Origin of the sequence: Devosia sp. LC5 (assembly GCF_000735585.1) — a bacterium.
In the GTDB taxonomy this organism is placed as follows: Bacteria; Pseudomonadota; Alphaproteobacteria; order Rhizobiales; family Devosiaceae; genus Devosia.
Genome location: NZ_JNNO01000010.1, coordinates 23,103 through 44,983, shown reverse-complemented (window position 1 = coordinate 44,983; position 21,881 = coordinate 23,103). Strand labels below are relative to the sequence as shown.

At 61.1% G+C, this 21,881-nt stretch carries 20 protein-coding genes and 1 pseudogene; 11 read left to right on the top strand and 10 right to left on the bottom strand.

Going from position 1 to position 21,881, the window contains the following annotated elements:
• The 3 genes and pseudogenes from FF80_RS06565 to FF80_RS06555 form a co-directional block, all read right to left on the bottom strand.
• Positions 1-828: pseudogene (locus FF80_RS06565) on the bottom strand (ABC transporter permease); the annotation flags it as partial.
• A 195-nt stretch (positions 829-1,023) separates the two neighbouring features.
• Entirely contained in the window at positions 1,024-2,313 is a 1,290-nt protein-coding gene (locus FF80_RS06560) for a PotD/PotF family extracellular solute-binding protein (protein ID WP_035098792.1), read from the bottom strand.
• A 31-nt stretch (positions 2,314-2,344) separates the two neighbouring features.
• Positions 2,345-3,433, bottom strand: coding sequence for an ABC transporter ATP-binding protein (locus tag FF80_RS06555; protein WP_035098852.1), 1,089 nt, complete (start codon positions 3,431-3,433; stop codon positions 2,345-2,347).
• Positions 3,434-3,677: 244 nt separating this feature from the next.
• Here FF80_RS06555 and FF80_RS06550 point away from each other — a divergent pair, with 244 nt between their 5' ends.
• Both FF80_RS06550 and FF80_RS06545 read left to right on the top strand, forming a co-directional pair.
• Positions 3,678-4,406 carry a GntR family transcriptional regulator gene (locus FF80_RS06550; RefSeq protein ID WP_035098790.1) on the top strand — a complete coding sequence of 243 codons (729 nt, stop codon included), beginning with the start codon at positions 3,678-3,680 and terminating at the stop codon, positions 4,404-4,406.
• A 152-nt stretch (positions 4,407-4,558) separates the two neighbouring features.
• A complete protein-coding gene (locus FF80_RS06545; RefSeq protein ID WP_152558290.1) occupies positions 4,559-5,449 on the top strand; it encodes an AraC family transcriptional regulator in 891 nt (296 codons plus the stop codon).
• A gap of 45 nt (positions 5,450-5,494) precedes the next feature.
• On the opposite strand, the gene FF80_RS06540 is transcribed toward FF80_RS06545, so the two are convergent.
• The gene (locus FF80_RS06540) at positions 5,495-7,603 is read right to left on the bottom strand and encodes a TonB-dependent siderophore receptor (protein ID WP_035098788.1); all 2,109 of its coding nucleotides are present in this window, start codon (positions 7,601-7,603) and stop codon (positions 5,495-5,497) included.
• 238 nt (positions 7,604-7,841) lie between these two features.
• Here FF80_RS06540 and FF80_RS06535 point away from each other — a divergent pair, with 238 nt between their 5' ends.
• The 8 genes from FF80_RS06535 to kduI all read left to right on the top strand — a co-directional run bounded on the left by FF80_RS06535 (position 7,842) and on the right by kduI (position 15,592).
• Positions 7,842-8,840, top strand: coding sequence for an iron-siderophore ABC transporter substrate-binding protein (locus tag FF80_RS06535; RefSeq protein ID WP_035098787.1), 999 nt, complete (start codon positions 7,842-7,844; stop codon positions 8,838-8,840).
• Positions 8,837-9,880 (top strand): iron ABC transporter permease, encoded by a 1,044-nt coding sequence (locus FF80_RS06530; RefSeq protein ID WP_035098786.1) that lies wholly within the window; start codon positions 8,837-8,839, stop codon positions 9,878-9,880. The genes FF80_RS06535 and FF80_RS06530 overlap by 4 nt, the downstream gene beginning before the upstream one ends.
• A gap of 32 nt (positions 9,881-9,912) precedes the next feature.
• Entirely contained in the window at positions 9,913-10,899 is a 987-nt protein-coding gene (locus FF80_RS06525) for an iron ABC transporter permease (protein WP_052153275.1), read from the top strand.
• 233 nt (positions 10,900-11,132) lie between these two features.
• Positions 11,133-12,113 carry a TRAP transporter substrate-binding protein gene (locus FF80_RS06520; RefSeq protein WP_035098784.1) on the top strand — a complete coding sequence of 327 codons (981 nt, stop codon included), beginning with the start codon at positions 11,133-11,135 and terminating at the stop codon, positions 12,111-12,113.
• 65 nt (positions 12,114-12,178) lie between these two features.
• On the top strand, positions 12,179-12,706 hold the full coding sequence (locus FF80_RS06515; RefSeq protein WP_035098783.1) for a TRAP transporter small permease: 528 nt from the start codon (positions 12,179-12,181) through the stop codon (positions 12,704-12,706).
• Positions 12,707-12,711: 5 nt separating this feature from the next.
• Positions 12,712-13,995 carry a TRAP transporter large permease gene (locus tag FF80_RS06510; protein WP_035098782.1) on the top strand — a complete coding sequence of 428 codons (1,284 nt, stop codon included), beginning with the start codon at positions 12,712-12,714 and terminating at the stop codon, positions 13,993-13,995.
• Positions 13,996-13,997: 2 nt separating this feature from the next.
• Entirely contained in the window at positions 13,998-14,747 is a 750-nt protein-coding gene (locus tag FF80_RS06505; RefSeq protein ID WP_035098781.1) for a FadR/GntR family transcriptional regulator, read from the top strand.
• Between the two features lie 2 nt (positions 14,748-14,749).
• The gene (gene kduI / locus FF80_RS06500) at positions 14,750-15,592 is read left to right on the top strand and encodes a 5-dehydro-4-deoxy-D-glucuronate isomerase (protein WP_035098780.1); all 843 of its coding nucleotides are present in this window, start codon (positions 14,750-14,752) and stop codon (positions 15,590-15,592) included.
• Here kduI and FF80_RS06495 read toward each other — a convergent pair whose 3' ends face one another.
• From FF80_RS06495 to FF80_RS06475, 5 genes are all read right to left on the bottom strand, one after another.
• Positions 15,593-16,393, bottom strand: a complete 801-nt coding sequence (locus tag FF80_RS06495) for an ABC-2 family transporter protein (RefSeq protein ID WP_035098779.1) — start codon at positions 16,391-16,393, stop codon at positions 15,593-15,595. It lies immediately after the preceding gene.
• Positions 16,394-16,396: 3 nt separating this feature from the next.
• Positions 16,397-17,194 carry an ABC-2 family transporter protein gene (locus tag FF80_RS06490; RefSeq protein WP_035098777.1) on the bottom strand — a complete coding sequence of 266 codons (798 nt, stop codon included), beginning with the start codon at positions 17,192-17,194 and terminating at the stop codon, positions 16,397-16,399.
• Entirely contained in the window at positions 17,191-18,195 is a 1,005-nt protein-coding gene (locus FF80_RS06485) for an ATP-binding cassette domain-containing protein (RefSeq protein ID WP_035098850.1), read from the bottom strand. Before FF80_RS06485 ends, FF80_RS06490 begins: the two co-directional genes overlap by 4 nt.
• 96 nt (positions 18,196-18,291) lie before the next feature.
• On the bottom strand, positions 18,292-18,720 hold the full coding sequence (locus tag FF80_RS06480) for an Rrf2 family transcriptional regulator (protein ID WP_035098776.1): 429 nt from the start codon (positions 18,718-18,720) through the stop codon (positions 18,292-18,294).
• Between the two features lie 138 nt (positions 18,721-18,858).
• Positions 18,859-20,046 (bottom strand): galactarate dehydratase, encoded by a 1,188-nt coding sequence (locus FF80_RS06475; protein WP_035098848.1) that lies wholly within the window; start codon positions 20,044-20,046, stop codon positions 18,859-18,861.
• 229 nt (positions 20,047-20,275) lie between these two features.
• Here FF80_RS06475 and FF80_RS06470 point away from each other — a divergent pair, with 229 nt between their 5' ends.
• A complete protein-coding gene (locus FF80_RS06470; protein WP_035098846.1) occupies positions 20,276-21,196 on the top strand; it encodes a dihydrodipicolinate synthase family protein in 921 nt (306 codons plus the stop codon).
• On the opposite strand, the gene FF80_RS06465 is transcribed toward FF80_RS06470, so the two are convergent.
• Positions 21,193-21,456: a hypothetical protein gene (locus tag FF80_RS06465; RefSeq protein ID WP_035098775.1), complete on the bottom strand. Its 264-nt coding sequence runs from the start codon at positions 21,454-21,456 to the stop codon at positions 21,193-21,195. The two genes, FF80_RS06470 and FF80_RS06465, sit on opposite strands and share 4 nt — an antisense overlap.
• Positions 21,457-21,881: the final 425 nt, after the last annotated feature.

Here is a 21,881-nt window from a genome sequence, read left to right as displayed (position 1 = left end):
TCAGAGTTCCTTCCTGATATCGACGATGCGCAGGATGCCCGCCACCATGAACAGCACCAGCACGAGCAGCACGATGGCATTTGCCGCGGCGGCTGGATATTGCAGCAGGCTCATCTGGTTGCGCATCATCAGCGCTACCGAGGCGGACTGGCCGCCCGACATGACCTGAACCGTCGAAAAGTCGGCCATGACCAGCGTCACCACGAAGATTGTGCCAATGGCGATGCCGGGCTTGGCTAGCGGCAGGATGACATTCCAGATGATCTGCCAATCCTTGGCGCCACCGTCGCGCGCCGCCTCGATCAGCGATTTGTCGATGCGCATCATGGTGTTGAAAATGGGCGTCACCATGAACAGCGTATAGAGATGGACCATGGCCAGGATCACCGCGAAATCGGAATAGAGCAACCATTCGATCGGCTGATCGATGACGCCGGCCCCGACCAGCCCGGAATTGATCAACCCGTTGCGGCCAAGCACGGGAATCCACGAGATCATGCGGATGATGTTGGACGTGAGGAAGGGGACGGTGCAGACCAGGAATAGCACCATCTGCATGGTCGCCGTCCGCACATGAAAGGCCAGGAAGTAGGCGACCCAGAAACCGACAAAAGCGGTGATCGCCCAGACCATGGCTGCGAATTTCAACGTATTGCCGTAGGTTTTCCAGGTGACCCAACTCCCGAGCGTCTCGGCATAGTTGAGCGTCATGAAATCGGGGTACATGCCGGCAAAGTCGTAGTCCCAGAAGCTGACGATCAGCAGCAGCAGGATCGGGATGGCGAGGAAGAAGCCGAGAATGAGAAGCAGCGGCGCCGCCTGCAGGTAGGGCGTGGCGCGGCTCAGAAGGTTGTTCATTGGCTTGTCCCTGACATCTGCAGCCCCCTCATCCGCCCTTCGGGCACATTCTCCCACAAGGGGAGAAGGGACCACGGAGAGCTCAACGAACTCCCCTTCTCCCCTTGTGGGAGAAGGTGGCGCGAAGCGCCGGATGAGGGGGCCTCACCGGCCCCCTCGCCGTCATCAGGCCACGATGAACTCGTTCCAGCGGCGGACCATGTAGCGGTCTTCGTCCATCACCGAGTTCCAACAGGCGACCTTGCCCATGCGCTCTTCGAATGAGCCACCATCGCGAATGGCACCGGCCTTCTCCATCACGGTCCCATCGGGCGCCAGGATATCGCCCGTGGCGGCCTTGCCCTCGATCCAGTAGCCCCATTCGTCCGCCGACATATATTCCTTGGCCGTTTCCATGGCCGCTGAATAATAGCCCTGGCGGTTGAGATAGCCGCCGACCCAACCGGACGTGTACCAGTTGATATATTCATAGGCGGCGTCGAGCTGCGCGCCTTGCAGATGCGCGGCAAGGCCCAGGCCACCACCCCAGGAGCGATAGCCTTCCTTGAGCGGCTGATAGGTGCAGGCGATGCCCTTGGAGCGCACGGCTGCAACGGCCGGCGACCACATGGACTGGATCACCACTTCGCCCGAACTCATCAGGTTCACCGATTCATCGAAGCTCTTCCAGAAGGCGCGGAACTGGCCATCCTGCTTGGCCTTGATCAGGAAATCGATGGTCGCATCGATTTCGGCCGTGGTCATGTTGCCCTTGTCGCCATAGGTGATATTGCCCATGGCTTCCATGATCATGGCCGCATCCATGATGCCGATCGAGGGCACGTTGATAATGGCGGTCTTGCCCTTGAAGGCCGGGTCCATGATATCGGCCCAGGTGGTGATATCACGCCCGACCAGGTCCGGACGGATGCCCAGGGTATCGGCGTTGTAGATGGTCGGCACCATGGTGAACCAACCGGTTTCGCCCTTGGCGAAGGTCTTGCTGTCGGGGGCATCGACATAGCCCACGGTGTGGGGCGCGGTGCCTTGGGCGATGACGCTGTCGGGTAGCAGTTTGCCGGTTTTGAACAGCGGCACGATCTTGTCGTAATAGGTCAGCCTGCTGGTATCCATCGGCTGGATCACGCCCGCCGGGAAAACCTTCTTGAGAATCCAGTATTCGATATCGGCGATGTCGTAGCTGTCAGGCTGGGTAACGGCGCGCTGGGCCGCCGCGTCGGAATCCGTCGCCGTCATCTCCAGCGTGATGCCCAGGTCTTCCTTGCACTTTTCAGCGATGGCATTGAGGTTGCTCACACCCGTGCCGAACTGGCGCAGGGTGATCGGATTCTGTGCCCAGATAGTGGGAAAGCCGGTGATGGCTCCGGTGCCGAGAGCCGTACCGGCCATGGCGGCAGCGCCGGTCTTGAGCAAGTTGCGGCGGGAAATGCCGGTCTTCTTGGCAGTCTCTGTCATAGCCTGAACGTCCCTGTTTGCTGGTTTGTGGTCATGGATTGGGCGCGCCGAGGACGATGGCGTCCTCGATATCCCAATGGAGGGGCACCGCATCGCCCACCGCGACTGGCGCCGCGTAGAAGGCCTTGTCGGTGACGATGGCGGTGAATTCGGCGATGCCGGCGCCTTCGATGGTCAGCTTTATCGTGCCGCCGCGATATTCGAGATTGGAGACGATGCCGGTGAAGCCAAGGCCCTTGATCGGGCTTTCGCCGATCCTGACGTGGTCGGTGCGCACTGCGGCATCGACATCGGCGCCTGGCGTACGCGGCTTGCCCGCGGCCGAGAAGGTACCGCCGCCAACGATCTCGAAGGTCACAAGGCCGTCGGCGGAATTCACCACCTTGCCGGATATGACGTTATGGTCGCCCATGAAGCGGGCCACGAATGCCGTTGCGGGGCGCTCGAACACTTCGCGGGGGCTCGCAGCCTGCTCGATGCGGCCTTCGCTCATCACCACGATAATGTCGGCCAGCGCCATGGCCTCTTCCTGGCTATGGGTCACGTGCACGAAAGTGATGCCGAGCTGCTTCTGCAGCTTCTTGAGCTCGGCGCGCATACGGATCTTGAGGAAGGGATCGAGCGCCGAGAGCGGCTCGTCCAGCAGCAGGGCTTCGGGGTCGGTGATGAGCGCACGCGCCAGAGCCACGCGCTGCTGTTGGCCGCCCGACAGTTGCGCCGGCTTGCGGCTGGCATAGGCGTCCATCTGCATCAGCTTGAGCATGTCGAGCGCCTTGGTCCGGCGCGTGACCTTGTCGACCCCGGCCATTTTGAGGCTGAAGGCTACATTGTCGATCAGGTCGAGATGAGGAAACAGCGCGTAAGACTGGAACATCATTGCCGTTCCACGCTTGGCCGGCGGCAGATGCGTCACCACAGTCTTGCCCAGCACGATGTCGCCCACCGATACGCTTTCGTGCCCGGCAATCATGCGCAGCGTCGAGGTCTTGCCGCAGCCCGACGGTCCCAGCAGGCAGCAATAGCTGCCAGCCGGAATCTTGAGGCTGATGGCATCGACTGCCGTCGTCTTTCCATAAATCTTGGAAACGGAAGCGATGTCGATTTCGGCAGCCTTGGACATGAGCATCCCCAATTATCGGGGCCTTATATGCATCTGCCGTGCCAGTTGGTGAGCGAGCTATTAACCTGCTGCCAGCATTGGTTTATCTTGGTTCATCGCAATTGTGTGATTTATAAGCAATGCTGGTGTCTGCATCATTTGTGGGCATGCGTTCGCACGATGCGCCAAAATTGTATGCAATCCTTGTGGTGCTCGTGTGCGATTTTTGCTTTCGCTGCCCTTCGATTCTGCCTATGAGTGAGCTATGACGCTTGCAGACCAGAGTTTTGTCGCGCCGCCTCTTGTCGAGGACCGCGCCATGATAATTCGCGATCACCTGCGCGACGCAATTGTCGATCGCCGGCTGGCGCCTGGCACCAAGCTCAACGAGGCCGAAGTTGGCGCGCTGTTCGAGGTCAGCCGTACTGTGGTTCGTGCAGCGCTCCAGGCGCTGGCTTTCGAGGGGCTGGTCAAGACCGAACGCAATCGTGGCGCCTTCGTCGCCAATCCAACGCCGGAAGAGGCTCGTCAGGTCTTTGCCTCCCGCCGTTTGATCGAGCCGGGACTGGCGCTCGCCGCCGCGCAGCGCATGACGTCCGGCGAAATCGCAGCATTTCGCGAACGCCTGCAGCACGAGAGCGAATTGCTCAACCAACGTGGCCCCACCGCTCGCCGCGCCGAAATCCATGCCTCCGGCGACTTCCACCTGCTGCTTGCCAAAGTTGCGGGCAATGCCATCCTCTTGCGTTTTATGGAGGAATTGATCGCACGCTCCTCCCTGGTCATCGCGCTCTATGGCAATTCCGGCGCCTCCAGTTGCGGCCATGGTGACCACGCCAACATTCTGGCAGCTCTCGAACAGGGTGACGGGGAACGCGCCGGCAAGCTGCTGCTCACCCATATCGACCACATCGAAGCTGATCTCGACTTGCGCAATACTAGCAACCTGCCACTACGCGACGCTCTGGTCACCGGCGCGGGGAAATTCCAGTAGCTTGAGAGCGGCAGCGGACTGCCCCGCCTCCTTTGCACCTGCAAAAAAAGATGATAGTTAGACTCCGATTAACTGAGCGGTGTCTGTACAGATTGCCGGCCGCTCGATAGGCCGGCTGCGACCTCGCGGCCTAAACCCGAGGTGGATCAGCCTTGCACTACTGGCCCTCAATGACTTGGCACACCGAGGGGATCAATGTGGTCGCGCCGGTCAAATGGCGCTGTCTTGATGGGTTGATGGGCGCGTTCTGGGAAGCTGACTGCCAGTCGGGCGCGCGGGGCTACTATTTGGCGGACGATCCGCGCATCATGATTTTCTTCAATGATGTGTCCGACAGCGTCCGAATTTCCAACCACAGCGGTGATTTTTCCCGGCAATATCGGCCTATGACCCGGGCGATCTTCATTCCCGCCGGTGTTCCCATGTGGACCAATATCGAGGCCACCCATCGGGTGACTCATCTCAATCTACACATGCATAAGAACCGGTTATTGCGGTTCCTGGCGCCTTCATTGGGTAAGTCCGCAGCGCTGGCGGCGCTGCGCAGTCCGGTGGAAATCCAGGATGTCGAAGCGATTGAAACGCTGGCCAAACTACTCGTCGACGAAATCTCGCAACCATCACGGCACCCGATCTACGCCGCAAGCCTTGCCAATAGCATTGTTGCCGGCCTGCTCGACATTCCGGGTGAACGGAGCGAACAGAACGAAGGTCGCTTGACCCAAGCCCAGATGAACAAGCTGATGGCGCGTCTCAACGCTCGCAGCAATGGCCGGCTGAGCGTGGCCGAAATGGCGGGCGCAGTCGGCCTGTCCGAAAGCTGGTTCAGTACGGTCTTCAAGCAAACGACGGGCAAGACCCCGCTGCAATGGCAATTGGAAAAGCGCATTGAGCTGGCCAAGAAGCTGTTGGTGGAAAGCAATCTGAGCGTGGCCAATATCGCAGCCCAGCTCGATTTTTCCGATCAGGCGCACCTGACCAAGGTGTTCCGCCACGTGGCGGGCGAAACCCCAGCGGCATGGCGCCGCATTCAAACGCGCTAGGCCCAAAATTGTCCCACCCGCGCGGACGGCGGGTGGGACAGGCATTTACCAGGTCTGGCGCAAAGTAGCCGTTACGGTACGGCCGGGGTTGTAGAAATCGGCGCCGAACCCGCCATAAGCCACATGCTTTTCGTCAAAGATATTGCTGACATTGAGCTGCAGCGTGGTGTTGTCCTGCACCTTGTAGTTGAAGGCGGCGTCGAACACGATGCTGCTGCCGGCCGATTGCGTATTGGTGTCGTTGAAGAAATACGAGCCGGAATAGCGCGCACCGAGCCCGAAGGTCATGTCCCCGATAACGCCATTGCTGGGCAGGGTGTAATCCACCCACAGCGAAGCAATGTGGTTGGGCACGAAGGACAATTCATTGCCCTCATTGCCGCCGGTGCCATTCTCGACAATGTCGGACAGCATGTAGGAATAGGCGACGGTGAGGCTCAGATTTTCCATCACCTCCGCCTTGGCTTCCAGATCGATACCGCGCACGCGCACCTCGCCAATGGTTTCCTGCATCAGGGTGGCAGGATTGGTGCGGGTCATATTGTTCTTGGTCAGGTCATAGACGGCGGCGCTGAACAGGGCAGGGAACGCATCGGGCTGGTATTTGATGCCGGCTTCCCACTGCTCGCCACGCTCGGGCTCGACCGACAGCGATGCGGGAACAGCGGATTCGGCATAGCTCACATAGGCGGCAAGCTCGTCGGTGAGCTTGTAGGTCAGGGCGCCACGCTTGGTGAACTCGCTGAATTCGGCCGCCGTCAACGCGCCGGTCAGATTGTTGGTCTGGTCGATATCCATCCAGTCATTGCGCAGCCCGATGGTCGCGGTCAGCCGGTCAAAGGTCAGGTCCTGCTGCATATAGGCGGCATTGGTCCTTTGATCGTTGGTCGTGCTGCCGATCAGCGGCACCGAGCCCGGTGCGCCACTATAGACCGGGTTCAGCCAATCGATGCTGGGCGCCGGACCCCAGTAGGTCTTGTTGGTGGCATGGCTGGAATTGTGCTCGAGGCCGATCAGGGTAGTGCTGTCCACCATGCCCCAACTGGCGTCATATTGAACGCGTCCGTCGATGACGAAGTTTTCGTGGGTGGATTCATTGCCGAAAAAGGCGCGGCTGGCCAGCGTCGAGCCATCGGTCGGCGTGGCTGAAATATAAGCATAGCCGAAATCGCTGGCAGTATTGCTGTAGCGCGCGTTGGAACTGAAGCTCAGGCCATAGCCGACATCGTGGCTGAGCATTACGCTGAGCGTATCCCGGTCGACGCCCCGGAAATTGTAGTCCGGTTCGCCGAAAAAGACGTCCCGGTCGAAGTCGCTGCCCACGGGATGGCCGCCGCTGCCGGGCACACCTTCCTTGCTCAAATGGTCGTAGACGACGGTGAGGGTGGTTGCATCGGTCGGGCGCCAGGTCAGGCCGCCCATGATGAATTGCGTCTCGTCGCGCGAATAGTCATATTCGCCATCGCCCACCCGGACCTTGCCGGTGAGGCGGTAGGACAGCGTCTCATCCACGGTGATATTGTCGCCGAAATCGGCCCCGATCTCGGCCGTGCCGAATGCACCACCGGTGATATAGGCCTCTCCGAACTTTTCATTCTTGGGCGTCTTGGTGACGTAATTGACCGCGCCGCCGGGGTCGGAAACGCCGAATGTCGTCGAATTGGCGCCCTTGAGCACTTCGATGCGCTCGAAAGCATAGGGCTCCTCGCGGATGCCGCCGAAGGGGGCGCCGATCACCAGGCCATCGCGATAGGTATAGGCGTCAAAGCCGCGAATCTTGAAGAAGTCGAAGCGGTCGTCCGAGCCATAGAAATCGGTACTGACACCGGCGGTGTATTGGATCACTTCTTCGGTCGTCTGGGCGTCACGCTGCTGGACTTCCTTGGCGGTGATCACCGAAACCGAGGCGGGCGTGTCCAGCAGCGGCGCCGCAATCTTGCCACCACTGGTGGTGGTCGTCGCCACGATCGAATTGCGATCATCGTCGGTTCCGACGCCACTCACGTTGACCACGAGTGTCGGCAAAATCGTCACCGTTGCCGGATCATCGGCCTCTTGGGCGAACGCAATGGTGGGCGCCATGCTCACAAGCGCCGTGCATCCCAAAAACATCGCGTTTCGATAGCGGGTTCGGCTGGCATCCCTGATGGTCATCTTCAATTCCAGAATTTGTGTGGCGGCAGCAGCGACGTGATCGCCACCCTGTTCGGCGCTGTGTGGCCGGCTTGTGCTACTAACCTGAGCGTATTTGTCTGGTATTGTAGAATCCGGCGGTTTTGTACGAAACCATGGGAGATTTACGTTTGTTCACCGGGTGGTAAGCATTGCGGTTGACGGAGCCGGACTAAACCTGAAAGTGAGAGTCCACTTTGATATCAGGAGATATTGCCTCATGCTGCGGCTGTTTGGCTTTTCCGCACCATTGATCGCGGCATGCCTGTCGATCTTCGCCCTCGGTTCCGCCTCGGCACAGGATGGTCGGGCTTTTCCAATCACTATCGAGCATGCGCTGGGCACGACGGTCATCGCCGAAAAGCCCGAACGGGTGGCGACAGTGGCCTGGGCTAACCACGAGGTGCCGCTGGCACTGGGCATCGTGCCGGTCGGCTTCGCCCGCGCCAATTTCGGCGATGACGATGGCGATGGGCTCTTGCCCTGGACTGCCGAAAAGCTGGCCGAACTCGGCGCCGATACGCCGGTTCTGTTCGACGAGGGCGATGGCATTGATTTCGAGGCCGTCGCCGCGACCCAGCCAGACGTGATCCTCGCCGCCTATTCCGGCCTCAGCCAGGCTGATTACGACACGCTGAGCCAGATTGCGCCGGTCATTGCCTTCCCCGATGCCCCCTGGTCCACCGATTGGCGCGGCATGATCCGCCTCAATAGTTCGGGTCTTGGTATGTCCGCCCAAGGCGAAGCGCTGATCTCGAGCATCGAGGCCGAGATAGCCGGCGCGGTTGCCGGATACCCCGAACTCAAGGACAAGGCGGCGCTGTTCGCCACCCATCTTAATGCGTCGGATCTCAGCGCCATCAACTTCTATACGACCAATGATACGCGGGTGAAATTTTTCACCGATCTGGGGATGACCTCGCCGCAAAGCGTTGTCGAGGCCACGGCGCCGGGCAGGTACTCGGGGTCGGTAAGCGCGGAACGCATCGACACTTTCGACGATGTCGACATCATCGTGACCTATGGCGACCAGCAACTGTTGGATGCGCTCAAGGCCAATCCGTTGCTGGCCAAAATGCCTGCCGTGGCAAACGGCGCACTGGTCATCTTGGGTGGCAATCCGGTTGGCACGGCAGCCAATCCGACGCCGCTGTCGATCTCGTGGGTGCTCGATGACTATCTGACGGTGCTCGCCGAGGCGGCCAAGAAATCTCAATGACGGCGCCCGACTTGCATCCCCCCGTCCGACGGTCCATCGCCGGGCGGTCCAATGGCTTACGGAGCCTGTGGCTCGCAGGGCTTGTAGCGCTCCTCGCGGGCCTTGGCGCGCTTTCAGTCACTACCGGCTCGCGCGACGTCGCCTGGGCCGACATTGTCGCGGCCCTCGCAGGCGGGCGCGATACGATCGGTCAGGCTGCCGTCGCTTTGCGCATTCCGCGCACATTGCTGGCCATGCTGGCCGGGTCGGCACTCGGGCTTGCCGGCGCCGTCATGCAGGGCGTGACGCGCAATCCTCTCGCCGATCCGGGCATTTTGGGGGTCAATACCGGCGCCTCGCTCGCCGTCGCCATCGGCGTGGCCTGGTTCAATATCGCCTCGGCCGACGCCTATATCTGGACCGCGATTGCCGGCGCCGGACTCACTGCGGCCTTTGTTTACACCATCGGTTCCATGGGACGCGGCGGCGCGACGCCGCTCAAGCTGGCCCTCGCAGGCGTCGCCACCTCGATTGCCTTCTCGTCGCTGGTGACGGCCGTCGTGCTGCCGCGCAACGACATTGCCGGCGGCATCCGCTCCTGGCAGATGGGTGGGGTAGGCGGGGCAACTTTTGAGCGCATCCTGCCGGCTATGCCGTTTCTGGCGGTAGGCCTCGCCATCGGCCTGCTCTCCGCCCGCCGCTTGAACTCGCTGGCACTGGGCGACGAACTGGCGGCCGGGCTGGGTGAGCGGGTGGCCCTGGCCCGCGCCGTGGCTGCGCTTGGCGCGATCCTGCTCTGCGGGGCTACGACCGCCGTGTGCGGTCCCATCGGCTTTCTGGGCCTCGTCGTGCCGCATCTATGCCGCCTGCTGGTCGGGCCGGATTATCGCTGGCTATTGCCGTTTTCCACGCTGGGCGGTGCTTGCCTGCTGCTTGCCGCCGATATTGCCGGGCGCATCGTCGCCCGGCCCGCCGAGCTTGATGTCGGCATCGTCACTGCCTTTATCGGCGCGCCCTTCTTCGTCTGGGTGGTGATGCAACAGCGGATCCGCGAACTGTGACAACGCCGTTGACCGCCACCCGCGCCCGCCAGATGCGCTACTACCGGCTGGTGACCACAATTCTGCTGGCACTGATGACAGTACTCTTCGTGCTGACCTTGTCACTGGGGCAATCCTTCACGCCGCCGGGCGATGTCATTCGTGTGCTGCTGGGCGAGCAGGTGGGCGGCGCCAGCTTCACCGTGGGACAATTGCGCTTGCCGCGAGCTGTGTTTGCCGTCCTCGCGGGGCTCAGCTTCGGGCTGGGCGGGGTCGCCTTCCAGATCATGCTGCGCAACCCGCTGGCTAGTCCCGACATTATCGGCATCAGCTCGGGCGCCAGCGCCGCCGCCGTCTTCGCCATTGTCGTGCTGTCGTTGAAAGGGCCGCTCGTGTCGCTGTTTGCAGTCATCGCTGGGCTGGCAATAGCATTGCTGGTCTATGCCCTGGCGTTCCGCAAAGGCGCGGGCAGAACAAGGCTGATCCTGATCGGCATCGGCATTTCGGCCATGCTGGAAAGCACGATCGCCTATATCCTGTCCCAGGCGCCGGATTGGAACTTGCAGGAGGCGCAGCGCTGGCTGACCGGGAGCCTCAATGGCGCCCAGCTCGGCCAGGCGCTGCCGCTTCTCGGGGCATTGATAGTTTTCGGCAGCTTGCTGCTCAGTCGCACCCGGGACCTGGAACTGCTGCGGCTGGGCGACGATGCGGCCGCCGCTTTGGGCGTTCAGGTCGGCCGCACGCGGCTAATGGTCATCATCGCTGCAGTTGGCATGATTGCGATCGCCACAGCAAGCACCGGCCCGATCGCCTTTGTCGCTTTCCTCTCTGGCCCGATCGCCGCCCGCATCGTGGGACCGCGCGGCTCTCTGCTGATCCCCGCCGCGCTGCTTGGCGCGACCCTTGTGCTGGTGGGCGATTATGCCGGCCAGTTCCTTCTGCCGATGCGTTACCCGGTTGGCGTAGTGACCGGAGCCTTGGGCGCGCCCTATCTCATCTATCTGATCGTGCGCGCCAACCGGGCAGGGAGCGGGCCCTGACCGGTTCCTACGCCCCTGGGGTCAAGCAGGTCGCTGGACCCAAGTTGTTGTTTCAGCCGGTTCGGCCGTCGCGCAATTCATCATACAAGTGTACGGACATTGTATGTTGACTTCGGCAGCGCATTCTTGACAGTTTCGCTGCAGTCCCGAGCGCCTGGCGCTGGCCATCTAGGAGGGGCGCCGGTTTGTCGTGGAGGACGAGACCGGCGCGGACATGCATGAGGGAGGATACCATGTTTCAACTGCCTAAACTGGCAGCGACGGCGCTTGTCGCTGCATCTCTGATGATCTCGACCGCCAGCGCCCAGACCGTGCTGCGCTCGTCCGATACCCATCCCGATGGCTATCCGACGGTCGAAGCGGTCAAGCATTTCGGCGAGTTGCTGAGCCAGAAGACCGACGGCCGCTATTCGGTGGAAGTGTTCCATTCCGCCCAGCTCGGCCAGGAAGCCGATACGATCGAACAAACCCAGTTCGGCGTGATCGACCTCAACCGCATCTCGATCGGCGCCTTCGGCACCCAGGTGCCGGAAGCAACGGTGACACAACTGCCCTACATCTTCCGCTCGGCTGACCACTTCCATGCCGTGCTGGATGGGCCGATTGGCGAGGAAATCCTGGCCGCCTTCGAGGCCGTGGATGTTATCGCGCTGGCCTATTACGATGGCGGCGCCCGCTCGTTCTACAACAGCAAGAAGCCGATCAACACGCCTGCCGACATGGCCGGCATGAAGATGCGCGTGATGCAGTCGGACATCTTCGTGGACATGGTCGCGGCCTTTGGCGGCAATGCCACGCCGATGCCTTATGGCGAAGTCTATTCTGGCATCCAGACCGGCGTCATCGACGGCGCGGAAAACAACTATCCGAGCTTTGATACCGCCGGTCACGCCGAGGTCGCCAAGTATTATTCGCTGAACGAACACCTGATGGTTCCAGAAGTGCTGGTCATCTCCAAAATCGTTTGGGATGGCCTTACCCCCGAGGATCAGGCGCTGTTCCGCGAAGCGGCCAAGGAATCGGTGGCCAGGCAGCGTGAGCTGTGGGCGGCCAAGGAAGTGGAATCCAAGGCCGCCGTGGAGGCCCTCGGCGCGACGATTAACGAAGTCGACAAGGCTCCCTTCATCGAGGCCATGAAGCCGGTTTACGAGAAGTATGTGACCGATCCCAAACTGCAGGACCTGGTTGCCCGCATCCAGGCGACCGAGGGCTAGCTGGCCAAAGGCTGGCGCGTTGCGCCAGCCTCGTCCGCCCCGAAAATGTACTTCGGAATTTCATCATGAAATCCTGGCTTTTGCCGACCAGTCGAATCCTCGGCCGACTGTCCAACGCCATATTGTGGCTGGCCGGTATCGGCCTCGTGAGCATGACCGTGATCGTCGCCTATCAGGTATTCATGCGGTTCGTGATCAACGCTTCGCCATCGTGGACGGAAGCGGGCGCTATCATGCTGATGACGTGGTTCATCTTCCTGGGCGCTGCTGTGGGCGTGCGCGAGAATTTTCACATGGGGTTCGACGCGCTGCTCCAGGTATTGCCCCCGAGTGCCAAGCCGTGGCTGCGCGGCATTAGCGATGTTGCCATTTTCTGCTTTGCCTTCGGCATGGTCTGGTATGGGGGAGGACTGGCGATCCGCTTCTGGTCCACTCGCATTCCGGTGCTGGGGCTGCCGACCTCCTTCACCTATTTTCCCATCGTGGTTTCGGGCGCGCTGATGTGCCTGTTCGCCCTCGAGCGCTTCCTGCTGCGCCTTGCCGGCGAACCGGTTGACGATATCGCCGCCGACCCGACGATCACCGAGGCCTGACGCGCATGGAATATTGGATTCTCTTCGGCGTCTTCACATTGCTAATGCTGATCGGTACGCCGATCGCCTATTGCCTCGGCATTGCCAGCTTTGCCACCATCGTCTATCTCGGCCGCCCGGCCATCGTGGTGTTCCAGCAACTCAATTCGGGCGTATCCGCCTTCAGCCTGCTGGCCATTCCCTTCTTCATCTTTGCTGGCGACCTGATGATGCGTGGCGGCATTGCCAGCCGGATCATCTCCTTTGCCGGTTCGCTGATCGGGCATGTCCGAGGCGGCTTGGGCCAGGTCAATATCGCGGCCTCGACGCTGTTCGGGGGTATTTCCGGCTCGGCCGTGGCAGAGGCCGCGGCGGTGGGCGGCATCATGATCCCGCAGATGAAAGCACGCGGCTATGGCGCCGATTATGCGGTCAACGTTACCTCCATGGCAGCACTAATTGCGCTATTGCTGCCGCCCAGCCACAACATGATCATCTATTCGCTCTCGGGCGGGGGCAATATCTCGATCGCCGACCTGTTTACCGCGGGGATTATTCCAGGCCTGCTGCTGGCGCTGGCGCTGAGTATCACCGCCTATATCGTCGCCATCAAGCGCGGCTACCCGACCGAGGCCTTTCCCGGCTTCCGCAAGGCAGGCTACTTCTTTGTCGTTGCCATTCCAGGCCTTATGCTGATTGCCATCATCTTCGGCGGCGTACGCTCGGGTATCTTCACGGCGACGGAAAGCTCGTGCATCGCGGTATTCTATGCGCTGCTGGTAACGCTGCTGGTCTATCGCTCGCTGAGCTGGGGCGAGTTTGTGCATTCCGTGCTGGGCGCGGTGCGGACGACCGCCATGGTGCTGTTCATCATCGGCGCGGCGGCCTCGTTCGGCTGGCTGATGGCCTATCTCAAGGTGGCGATTATCCTCACCGATGGCATTGCGGCGATTTCGTCGGACCCGCTGCTGGTGCTGCTGATGATCAACTTGTTGCTGCTGCTGCTGGGCACTTTCATGGATATGGGCCCACTGATCATCATCACGACACCGATCTTCCTGCCGATCGCCAAGTCGTTCGGCATAGACCCGGTGCATTTCGGGGTGGTCATGATCCTCAACCTGGGGATCGGCTTGAACACGCCGCCGCTTGGGCCTGTGCAGTTTGTGGCTGCGGCGGTGGGCAGGATCAGCGTATGGGAGGCGATGAAGAGCATCTGGCCGTTCTATATTGCGGGCCTCGTCGTGTTGGGGCTGGTGACCTACATCCCGGCGCTGTCGCTGTGGCTGCCGGCCGTGTTCAGGGGATAGCGATGAGCCTTTCCGGAACTGAGGCTGTCGCGGCACGCCGGCCCAAGCTGGCGGACCTCGTGATTGAGACGCTGCGCAAGCGCATCAGCACGGGAGAATATGACGCCAGCGGCAAACTGCCGACAGAGAGCCAGATGACTACCATATTCGGCGTTAGCCGGACCGTGGTGCGCGAGGCCATTGCTGCCCTTGCCGCAGATGGCCTGGTGCAATCGCGGCAGGGCGCCGGGGTGTTCGTGGTCGCCAATGCGGCGACGCCGTTCAATGCGATCGGGGCGGAAAAATCCAACAAGATCTCGGTGGCCATCAATGTGCTTGAGGTGCGCATGGGCATCGAGATCGAAGCGGCCGGGCTTGCCGCACTGCGGCGCAGCGCCAGCCAGGAGGCGGCGATCCAGGAGGCCTGGAACGAATTCGGACGTTTGCTGAAGTTGAGAATTCCCACTGGCAAGACCGATTTCGCCTTTCACCGAACCATCGCCGAGGCAACCAACAATCCGTTCTATATCGAGGTGCTCGACGGGCTGGGAAGCCGGACCATTCCCTGCGACGTGGCTTCGCCCTGGGGGACCGAAAGCGTGTTGACGCATGAATACCAGGCGGGATTGCAACGCGAGCACCTCGCCATTCTCCGGGCCATCTCGGCGCAAGATGCCGGTGCGGCGCGCGAGGCCATGCGGCAGCATCTGTCGCTGAGCCTTGAACGTTATCGCCAGCGGCTCCGCCAACAATCCACGACCAAACAGGACTGACCATGACCACCGATTTCGACATCCGCTTCGCCATCGACCCGATAACCGCCGGCACGATGAACACCGATGAGCTGCGCGAGCATTTTCTGATCGAGGAATTGTTCACCCTGGGCGGGATCAACTGGACCTATACCCATTATGACCGCATGGCGGTGGGTGGGGCCATGCCGGGTGCCAAGGCGCTGCCGCTGGAGACGATCAAGCCGACCGGAACGGCCGGCTTCCTCGACCGGCGCGAGCTGATTGCGGTCAATATAGGTGGGGCCGGTACGATTGCCGTTGATGGGACTGACCATCCTGTGGGCCCGCGCGACATGCTCTATATCGGCATGGGCGCAGCCGAGGTGAGTTTTGCGTCGGCCGACGCGGAGGCACCAGCCAAGTTCTACCTGCTGAGCGCGCCGGCGCATGCGAGCCATCCCACCAAGCTGATCCGGCAAAGCGATGCCAAACGGCTCGACCTGGGCAGCCAGGAAACCGCTAACGAACGTTCCATCTTCCAGTTCGTCAATGCCGATAGCGTCAAGACCTGCCAATTGGTGGTGGGATTGACCAGCTTCGCGCCCGGCTCGGTGTGGAACACCATGCCCGCCCACGTGCACGACCGGCGCATGGAGGCTTACCTCTATTTCGATCTCAAGCCCGATGCCTTCGTCGTGCATCTGATGGGTGAACCCACCGAAACGCGGCATCTGATCGTGCGCAATGAACAGGCGGTGCTGTCGCCGCCCTGGTCGATCCATTCCGGCGCGGGCACCGGCGCCTATACCTTCATCTGGGCCATGGCCGGCGACAATGTCGACTATACCGACGTCGAAAAAATCGAAATGGGCGAGCTCAGGTAATCAGCCACCGGCACCCTGGTAATTGCGCAGGCAATAGCGCCAATGGAGCATGGCGATGAGGACAAAGACCGGGCCAATGGCGAGGGAGGCCGGGCCGGCCAAGTCGCCGAGGATTGGGACGGGTTTGTCGAGCACCACGGCCGTGGGTATGAAGGCAAGGAAGCCGAGGGGGGCAAAGGTGATCATCATGATCTGGAGGGGCAGGGGGAAGATGTTGAGTGGGTAACGCGCCAATTCCCAGAAGCCGAAATAGATCGAGAAGAGGTGCCGCGATCGGACCCAAATGAGAGCAGTGGCGCCGATGATGGTCATGAGGGCGGCGGTTAGCATGGCGGCGCTGATGATCGCAGCGAGGAAGTAGAGTGCCAAGGGCGCCGACCAATCCAGGGGCAGGCTCGCCAAGGCCCACGCCATGAGGCCGATTGCCAGGACAATATGGCCGCCATATTCGATATTGAGACCGGAAAAGGCCAGATAAGTCCAGGTGCCGATAGGCTTAACCAGGATTGCATCGAAGGTACCCAGGCGGACCTTTTCTTCCATGTCGCGGAACTGCACGAAACTCAGCGACGCGCCCAGGGCATAGGCCAGGAGATGGAAGGCGAGCAGCAAGGCCATTTGCGGCCAGGACCAGCCGCCGAGATTTTCAAAGCGGGCGAGTACGAGGGCGATGGAGGCATAGACCCCTGCATAGCCGATGGCCTGGGCGATCCAGCTGATGAAAAGGGCGCCGCGATATTCCATGTAGGTGCGCACATGGATGCCGACCAGATGGGGGACAACCCTGAGATGGCGCAGCATGGCTCAGCCTCCCTGCACGACGAGGCGGCGGCTTGCTCGCGACCAGAGCCAGGCGAGAAATCCCCCCAGCGCGGCAAGCCAGGCCAGGCCCAGGGCGAGATGAAGGAATGCCGCGGGGATATCGAGTTTTCCGAGATAAACGGCGCTTGGGTAATAGCTGACCCAAGCGAAGGGGAGATTGCCAAGAATGGTCGCCAGGGGCGCGGGCATGAACCAAAACGGCATGATGGCGCCGGAGGCGACGGCCATGATGCCGCGCAGGAACCAGTCGAGCGCGAAGGCAGTGAGGACCCAGAAGGCGAGCAGGCTTACAACGGTGGCGATGAGGAATAGCATGGACCAGGACACGGCCCAATAAGCGAGGAAGAGGGCGCCATGAGCAAAGCTCGCCGGGGGCAGCAGGCCAACGGACAGAGCCACGACGATGGCAACCGGAAGAGTGATGGTGACCTGCTCGAAGGCATTATTGCCGAGCTGGTTAAAGAGCAGCAGGCCCGGATAATGGAGCGGCTTGAGCAGGTAGGCGGTGACATTGCCGGTGCGGATGGCGTCCCCGACTTCGCGGATGAAGGGGGTGGTGTTCCACTGCAGCAATGGCCCCGCGATTAGCACATAGGTGACCATTTCGGGCAGGCTGACCCCGTCGACACTGCCCCTGTCGGCAAAGGCGGCGGTCCAGACCGCGATGAAGGCAAAGGTGGCGACCAGCTCGCCAAAGACGCTCGACCACACCTGGTTGCGATAGGCGAGGCGCGCCTGGAAGGCGGTGGCGGTGAAGGCCGGATAAGCGCCGAGCTTCACGGCGATACCCCCGCCAGGGTCGGCTTGGTCTGGTAGAAGGTACGGATTACTTCTTCGATGTCGGGTTCTTCGAGCTTGATATCCTTGAGGCCATGGCCGCGGCCGAGTTCGCCCAGCACGTCGAGCAAGGAGATGTCTTCGCGCTCCAGCAGATAATGCTTGGCGGCGCCTTCGTCAGCGGTGAGCGTGGCAGTGGTGAGCGTGATCGTTCCAGGATCGGTACCGAAGGTCAGCGTTAGCCGCCGGCGCGAGCCGAGTGCGGCGCGCAGCCGCGTCACCTCGCCGTCGAACAACAGCTTGCCTTCATCGACCATGATGAGGCGCGGGCAGATTTCCTCGATATCCTGCAGGTCATGGGTGGTGAGAATGATGGTGGTGCCGCGCTCGCGATTGAGCTTGGACAGGAATTTGCGCACCGCGTCCTTGGCAACCACGTCCAGCCCGATCGTGGGCTCGTCCAGAAACAGAATCTTGGGATCGTGCAGCAGCGCCATGGCGATTTCGGCGCGCATACGCTGGCCCAGGCTAAGCTGGCGCACCGGGCGATCGAGATACCCAACCATGGCCAGCATGTCGCTGAGATAGGCGAGGTTCTCGGCATAGCGGGCGGCGGGAATGTCGTAGATATGGCGGTTAAGCTCGAAACTGTCGCGCACCGGCAAATCCCACCAGAGCTGGCTGCGCTGGCCGAAGACCACGCCGATCTCGGCGGCATTGATCATGCGATGGCTGTGCGGCGCACGACCAAGTACGCTCAAAGCGCCGCCGCTCGGCACGAGAATGCCGGTCATCATCTTGATCATCGTCGACTTGCCGGCGCCATTAGGCCCGAGATAGCCCACCGCCTCACCGGCCGCGATGGTGAAGCTGATGTCAGTGACTGCGTGGATTTCGGTGTAATCGCGGTTGAACAGGCCCTTGAGCGCCCCGCGCAGCCCAGCAAAGCGTTTGGGCTGATGAAAAGTCTTGCTGACCCCACTAGCGGCAATTATCGCCGTCATCATCACCCCCATTGTGTCCCGACCTCACCTTCGACGGGCTGAGTGCAGAGGCGTAATCGGTGCGCGATTCTGGCACCGGGAACAATAGCGCGGCTGTTAGTGCCGGGCCATTTCCGGCCGCCAGTCAGCGGTGAGGTCGGCGACCGAGACGGCCTTCAGGGAGAGTTCAAACTGCTGGCGAGCCTCCGTCAGCGCTCTATTGGTCGCAGCGTTCGCGGCGCGGGCCAAGAGGCAAGTGGGTTCGTCTTCGTCATTGCCGATGGCGAACAATTCGGGTGAGCCCAGTGCCTGGTAAATTTCCAGCAACGAAATCCGGTCCAGGGGCCTCGCCAGCGACCAGCCGCCGCCATGCCCCTTGGTTGCGGCAACGATGCCCGCCGAACGCAGGCCCGCCATGGTCCGCCGAACGACGGACGCGTTCGTGCCCAGCATCTGCGCGAGCAAATCCGAAGTCGCTGGTGCCTCCATGCCATGCAGGTGAAGGAGCGCATGCAGCACCCGGGACAGGCGGCTGTCTTGTCGCATAAATGAGCAATCCCGCTAATAGTCGACGTCTTGGTGCAGGATGTTACATGGTTTCAAAACCGGACACCAATGCTGACCGCCACTTCTACTAGTCCTGGCAGGAAGGGGTGAGAGGCCGTCCGGGCCCCTCACATCTTGTCAGGCGAAGGCGTAGGAGCCGTCGGGACGCTTGGGCACGCGGCGCTGCCAATGCACGTAGCTGTCCTCTTCCATGGCCTTTTCGTCCATGTCGACACCCCAGCCAGGGCGATCCGGGCGCAGTTCCAGATAGCCATCCTTGGGGAGATATGGATCGACCACATAGCGGGTGGCGTCCTCGCGGCTTTCCACTTCCGTGCCGCCATAAACATAGCACTGGCCCACGGGCAGGCGGTATTCGAGGATCCTGAAATTCTGCTGGGCTGCGGCGAAGTGCACATTGACCGCGGTGGCCAGCGGACCCATCGGATTGTGCGGTGCGACACCCACGAAATGAGCCTCCGCCAGGGTCGCGATGCGCCGCATTTCGGAAATGCCGCCGACCACACAGATGTCAGGCTGGATGAGATCAGCACCCTTGACCTGTAGCAGGCGCAGGAATTCGTTGCGGTTATAGAGGGATTCCCCGGTGGCCAGGGTGCAGTTCAGGCCCTGGTTAAGATCGCCATAGAGCTCGATATTTTCGGGGCGGAGCGGTTCTTCGTAGAACAGAGGGTCGTAAGGCGCCAGGGCATTGCCGAGCTGGCGGGCGGATTTGACGTCAAAAATCTTGGCATGGGCGTCGAAGGCGATTTCGTAGGTCGGGTCGACCGCTTCGCGCACCTGGCGGAAATATTCGGCCGAGGTGCGTACGACTTCGCCCCAGCGATGGCTATTGAGCTCGAGCCGCCACGGGCTGAGCTTGAAGGCGGTAAAGCCCCATTCCGTGTTGAGGCGATCGAGCTCTTCCTTGGCGGCGGGCACGTCGGGCGCGGTATAAACACCGGCATAAACCTTGATGCGGTCGCGCACTTCTCCGCCCAGCATCTTGTAGACCGGCACGCCGCGCGCCTTGGCCGCTAGGTCCCACAGGCAATGATCGAGCCCGGAAATGGCCGCCAGCCCGAGCGCGCCAGGCGGAAAACGGCATTGCTGGATCATGTAATTGACCAGGTAGTCGACCCGCGACGGATCCTGCCCGGCCAGGAAATTGTAGAGATAGTCGAGAATGGGCGGCAGCGCGAGGTCGGGACCGTGATTGTAGCATTCGCCCCAGCCGGTCAGCCCGTCATCGGTATCCAGCGCCACGATAACGCGCGGCCGGTCCTTGTCCCGGGTCACGAATACCCGCATGCGGTCGATTTTCATGGCAGTCTCCTTGTAGTGGGCCGGCAGCAAGGGCACGGCTTGCCGCGCGTTCGCCATCGACATCACGTAAAATCTGGTATATCAGATTTCATATACTGATTGACGCGTCAACTGGGGACGGGGAGTTTGCAGGAGAAGGCGATCCTCGAACTCGCGCCCTTTGGCTTGAGGCACTTATGGCCGAAATTATCTCGAAGACTAAGCAAGGACTACGATAGTGACCGATCGGATGGCTTCAGTGCGTGCGGCCCTCAAAGGGATTTCAGGGGTTCCGGTAACGCCCTATGGCGCGAATGGCGAGGTGAACACGTCGCTCCTCACCGCATTGATTGCGCGGCTGGCCGGGGCCGGCATTCATAATCTGATGGCCGCGGGAAATACGGGCGAGTTCTTCTCGCTCTCGCTCGATGAGATTCGCCGGGTGCATGCGACCACGATTGCGGCGGCGGAGGGCAGATGCCTGATCAGCGCGGCGGTCGGTCGCTCGCTGGTCGAAGCCAAGGCGCTGGCCCGCGATGCCATTGCAGCCGGCGCAGGGGCGATCATGGGGCATCATCCGATGGACCCCTTCGCCGGCCCCTCCGCACAAGCCGACTATTTCCTGGAACTGGCCGAGGCATCAAGCGTGCCATTCATCGCCTATGTGCGGACCGATACCTTCTCGGTCGGCGATTTCCGCCGGCTGGCCGCGCACGAAAATGTCGCCGGCGTCAAATTCGCCTCGACCAATCTCATGCTGCTGGCCGAGGTGATCCGCTCCACCCAGGACCTGCCCGCTATCTGGGTCTGTGGTCTGGCCGAGGCTTGGGCTCCGGCCTTTTATGCCATCGGCGCCCAGGGCTTCACCTCCGGCTTCGTCAATGTATTCCCCGAAATCTCGCTGCAGGTACACGCGGCGCTGGTCAGCGGCGACTTTGCCGGCGCCCGCAAACTCATCAACAGGCTCGCCCAGTTCGAAGAATTGCGCACTCACTACCGGAACGGGTCCAACGTTACCGTGGTGAAAGAAGCTCTGGGCATGATGGGTATGGATGTCGGCGCTGTGCGCCTGCCGGGCGTCCCGTCTCTCTCCGAGGCCGAGCGTTCCACCTTGCGCGGCATTATCGAGGCTCAGCGAAGCGAACAGGGCGGCCCGGGCCGCGATATTTAAGATTTGCCCGGTGGAATCCGGTCGGGTGCCGCGGCGGCAGGGCTCGCGTGCCGGGGCGTGGAATCGGTGGGCAATGGCGTTTCGGGAAACTCGTCCGCGCTGAGAGCGCCGCTTTCCAGAAGCGACACTATTTCCGCGGCTTCGTGCTGGGCCATGCCGTCATAGGGGTGACCTGCAATCACAATGACGCGGCCGGTCGAGATTTCGTAGACCTGCCACAGATCTTTGTCCTGAACGCGCTTGTCGTATCTAATCACCATGGGTGCGCTAGCGCGGCTCCCGAATCTTAACCATGCAAAACATGGGTGCAAAATAATTTGGCCAAAAACACGTCAACAAGAAGGCTTTGTTGGTTCAAGGATTTGCTTGCATAAATGGCCGTGCAAAATATCAATAAAAAATCTGTTGTATAGAGGAATAGATGAACTTGGAATATGAATTAATGCGCTCTTTTGAGTGTATGCAACTATTCCCGCTGTAAAAAAACTATGCGGGTTTTGCTTGCAAAGTTTTGATGATACGTATGACGACTGGCGTGAGTAACGGAAATATGCGAATACACAATTGATGGCCTGTGGGAAGGTTCCCTCAATGGCTGCGTTTTGAAATTTCGCGTTAGGCCGCGGCTAACTTTGATCGCAGCAAACAAGTTGCGAATCGATCTCAAATTGCGGAGCGTACCTCA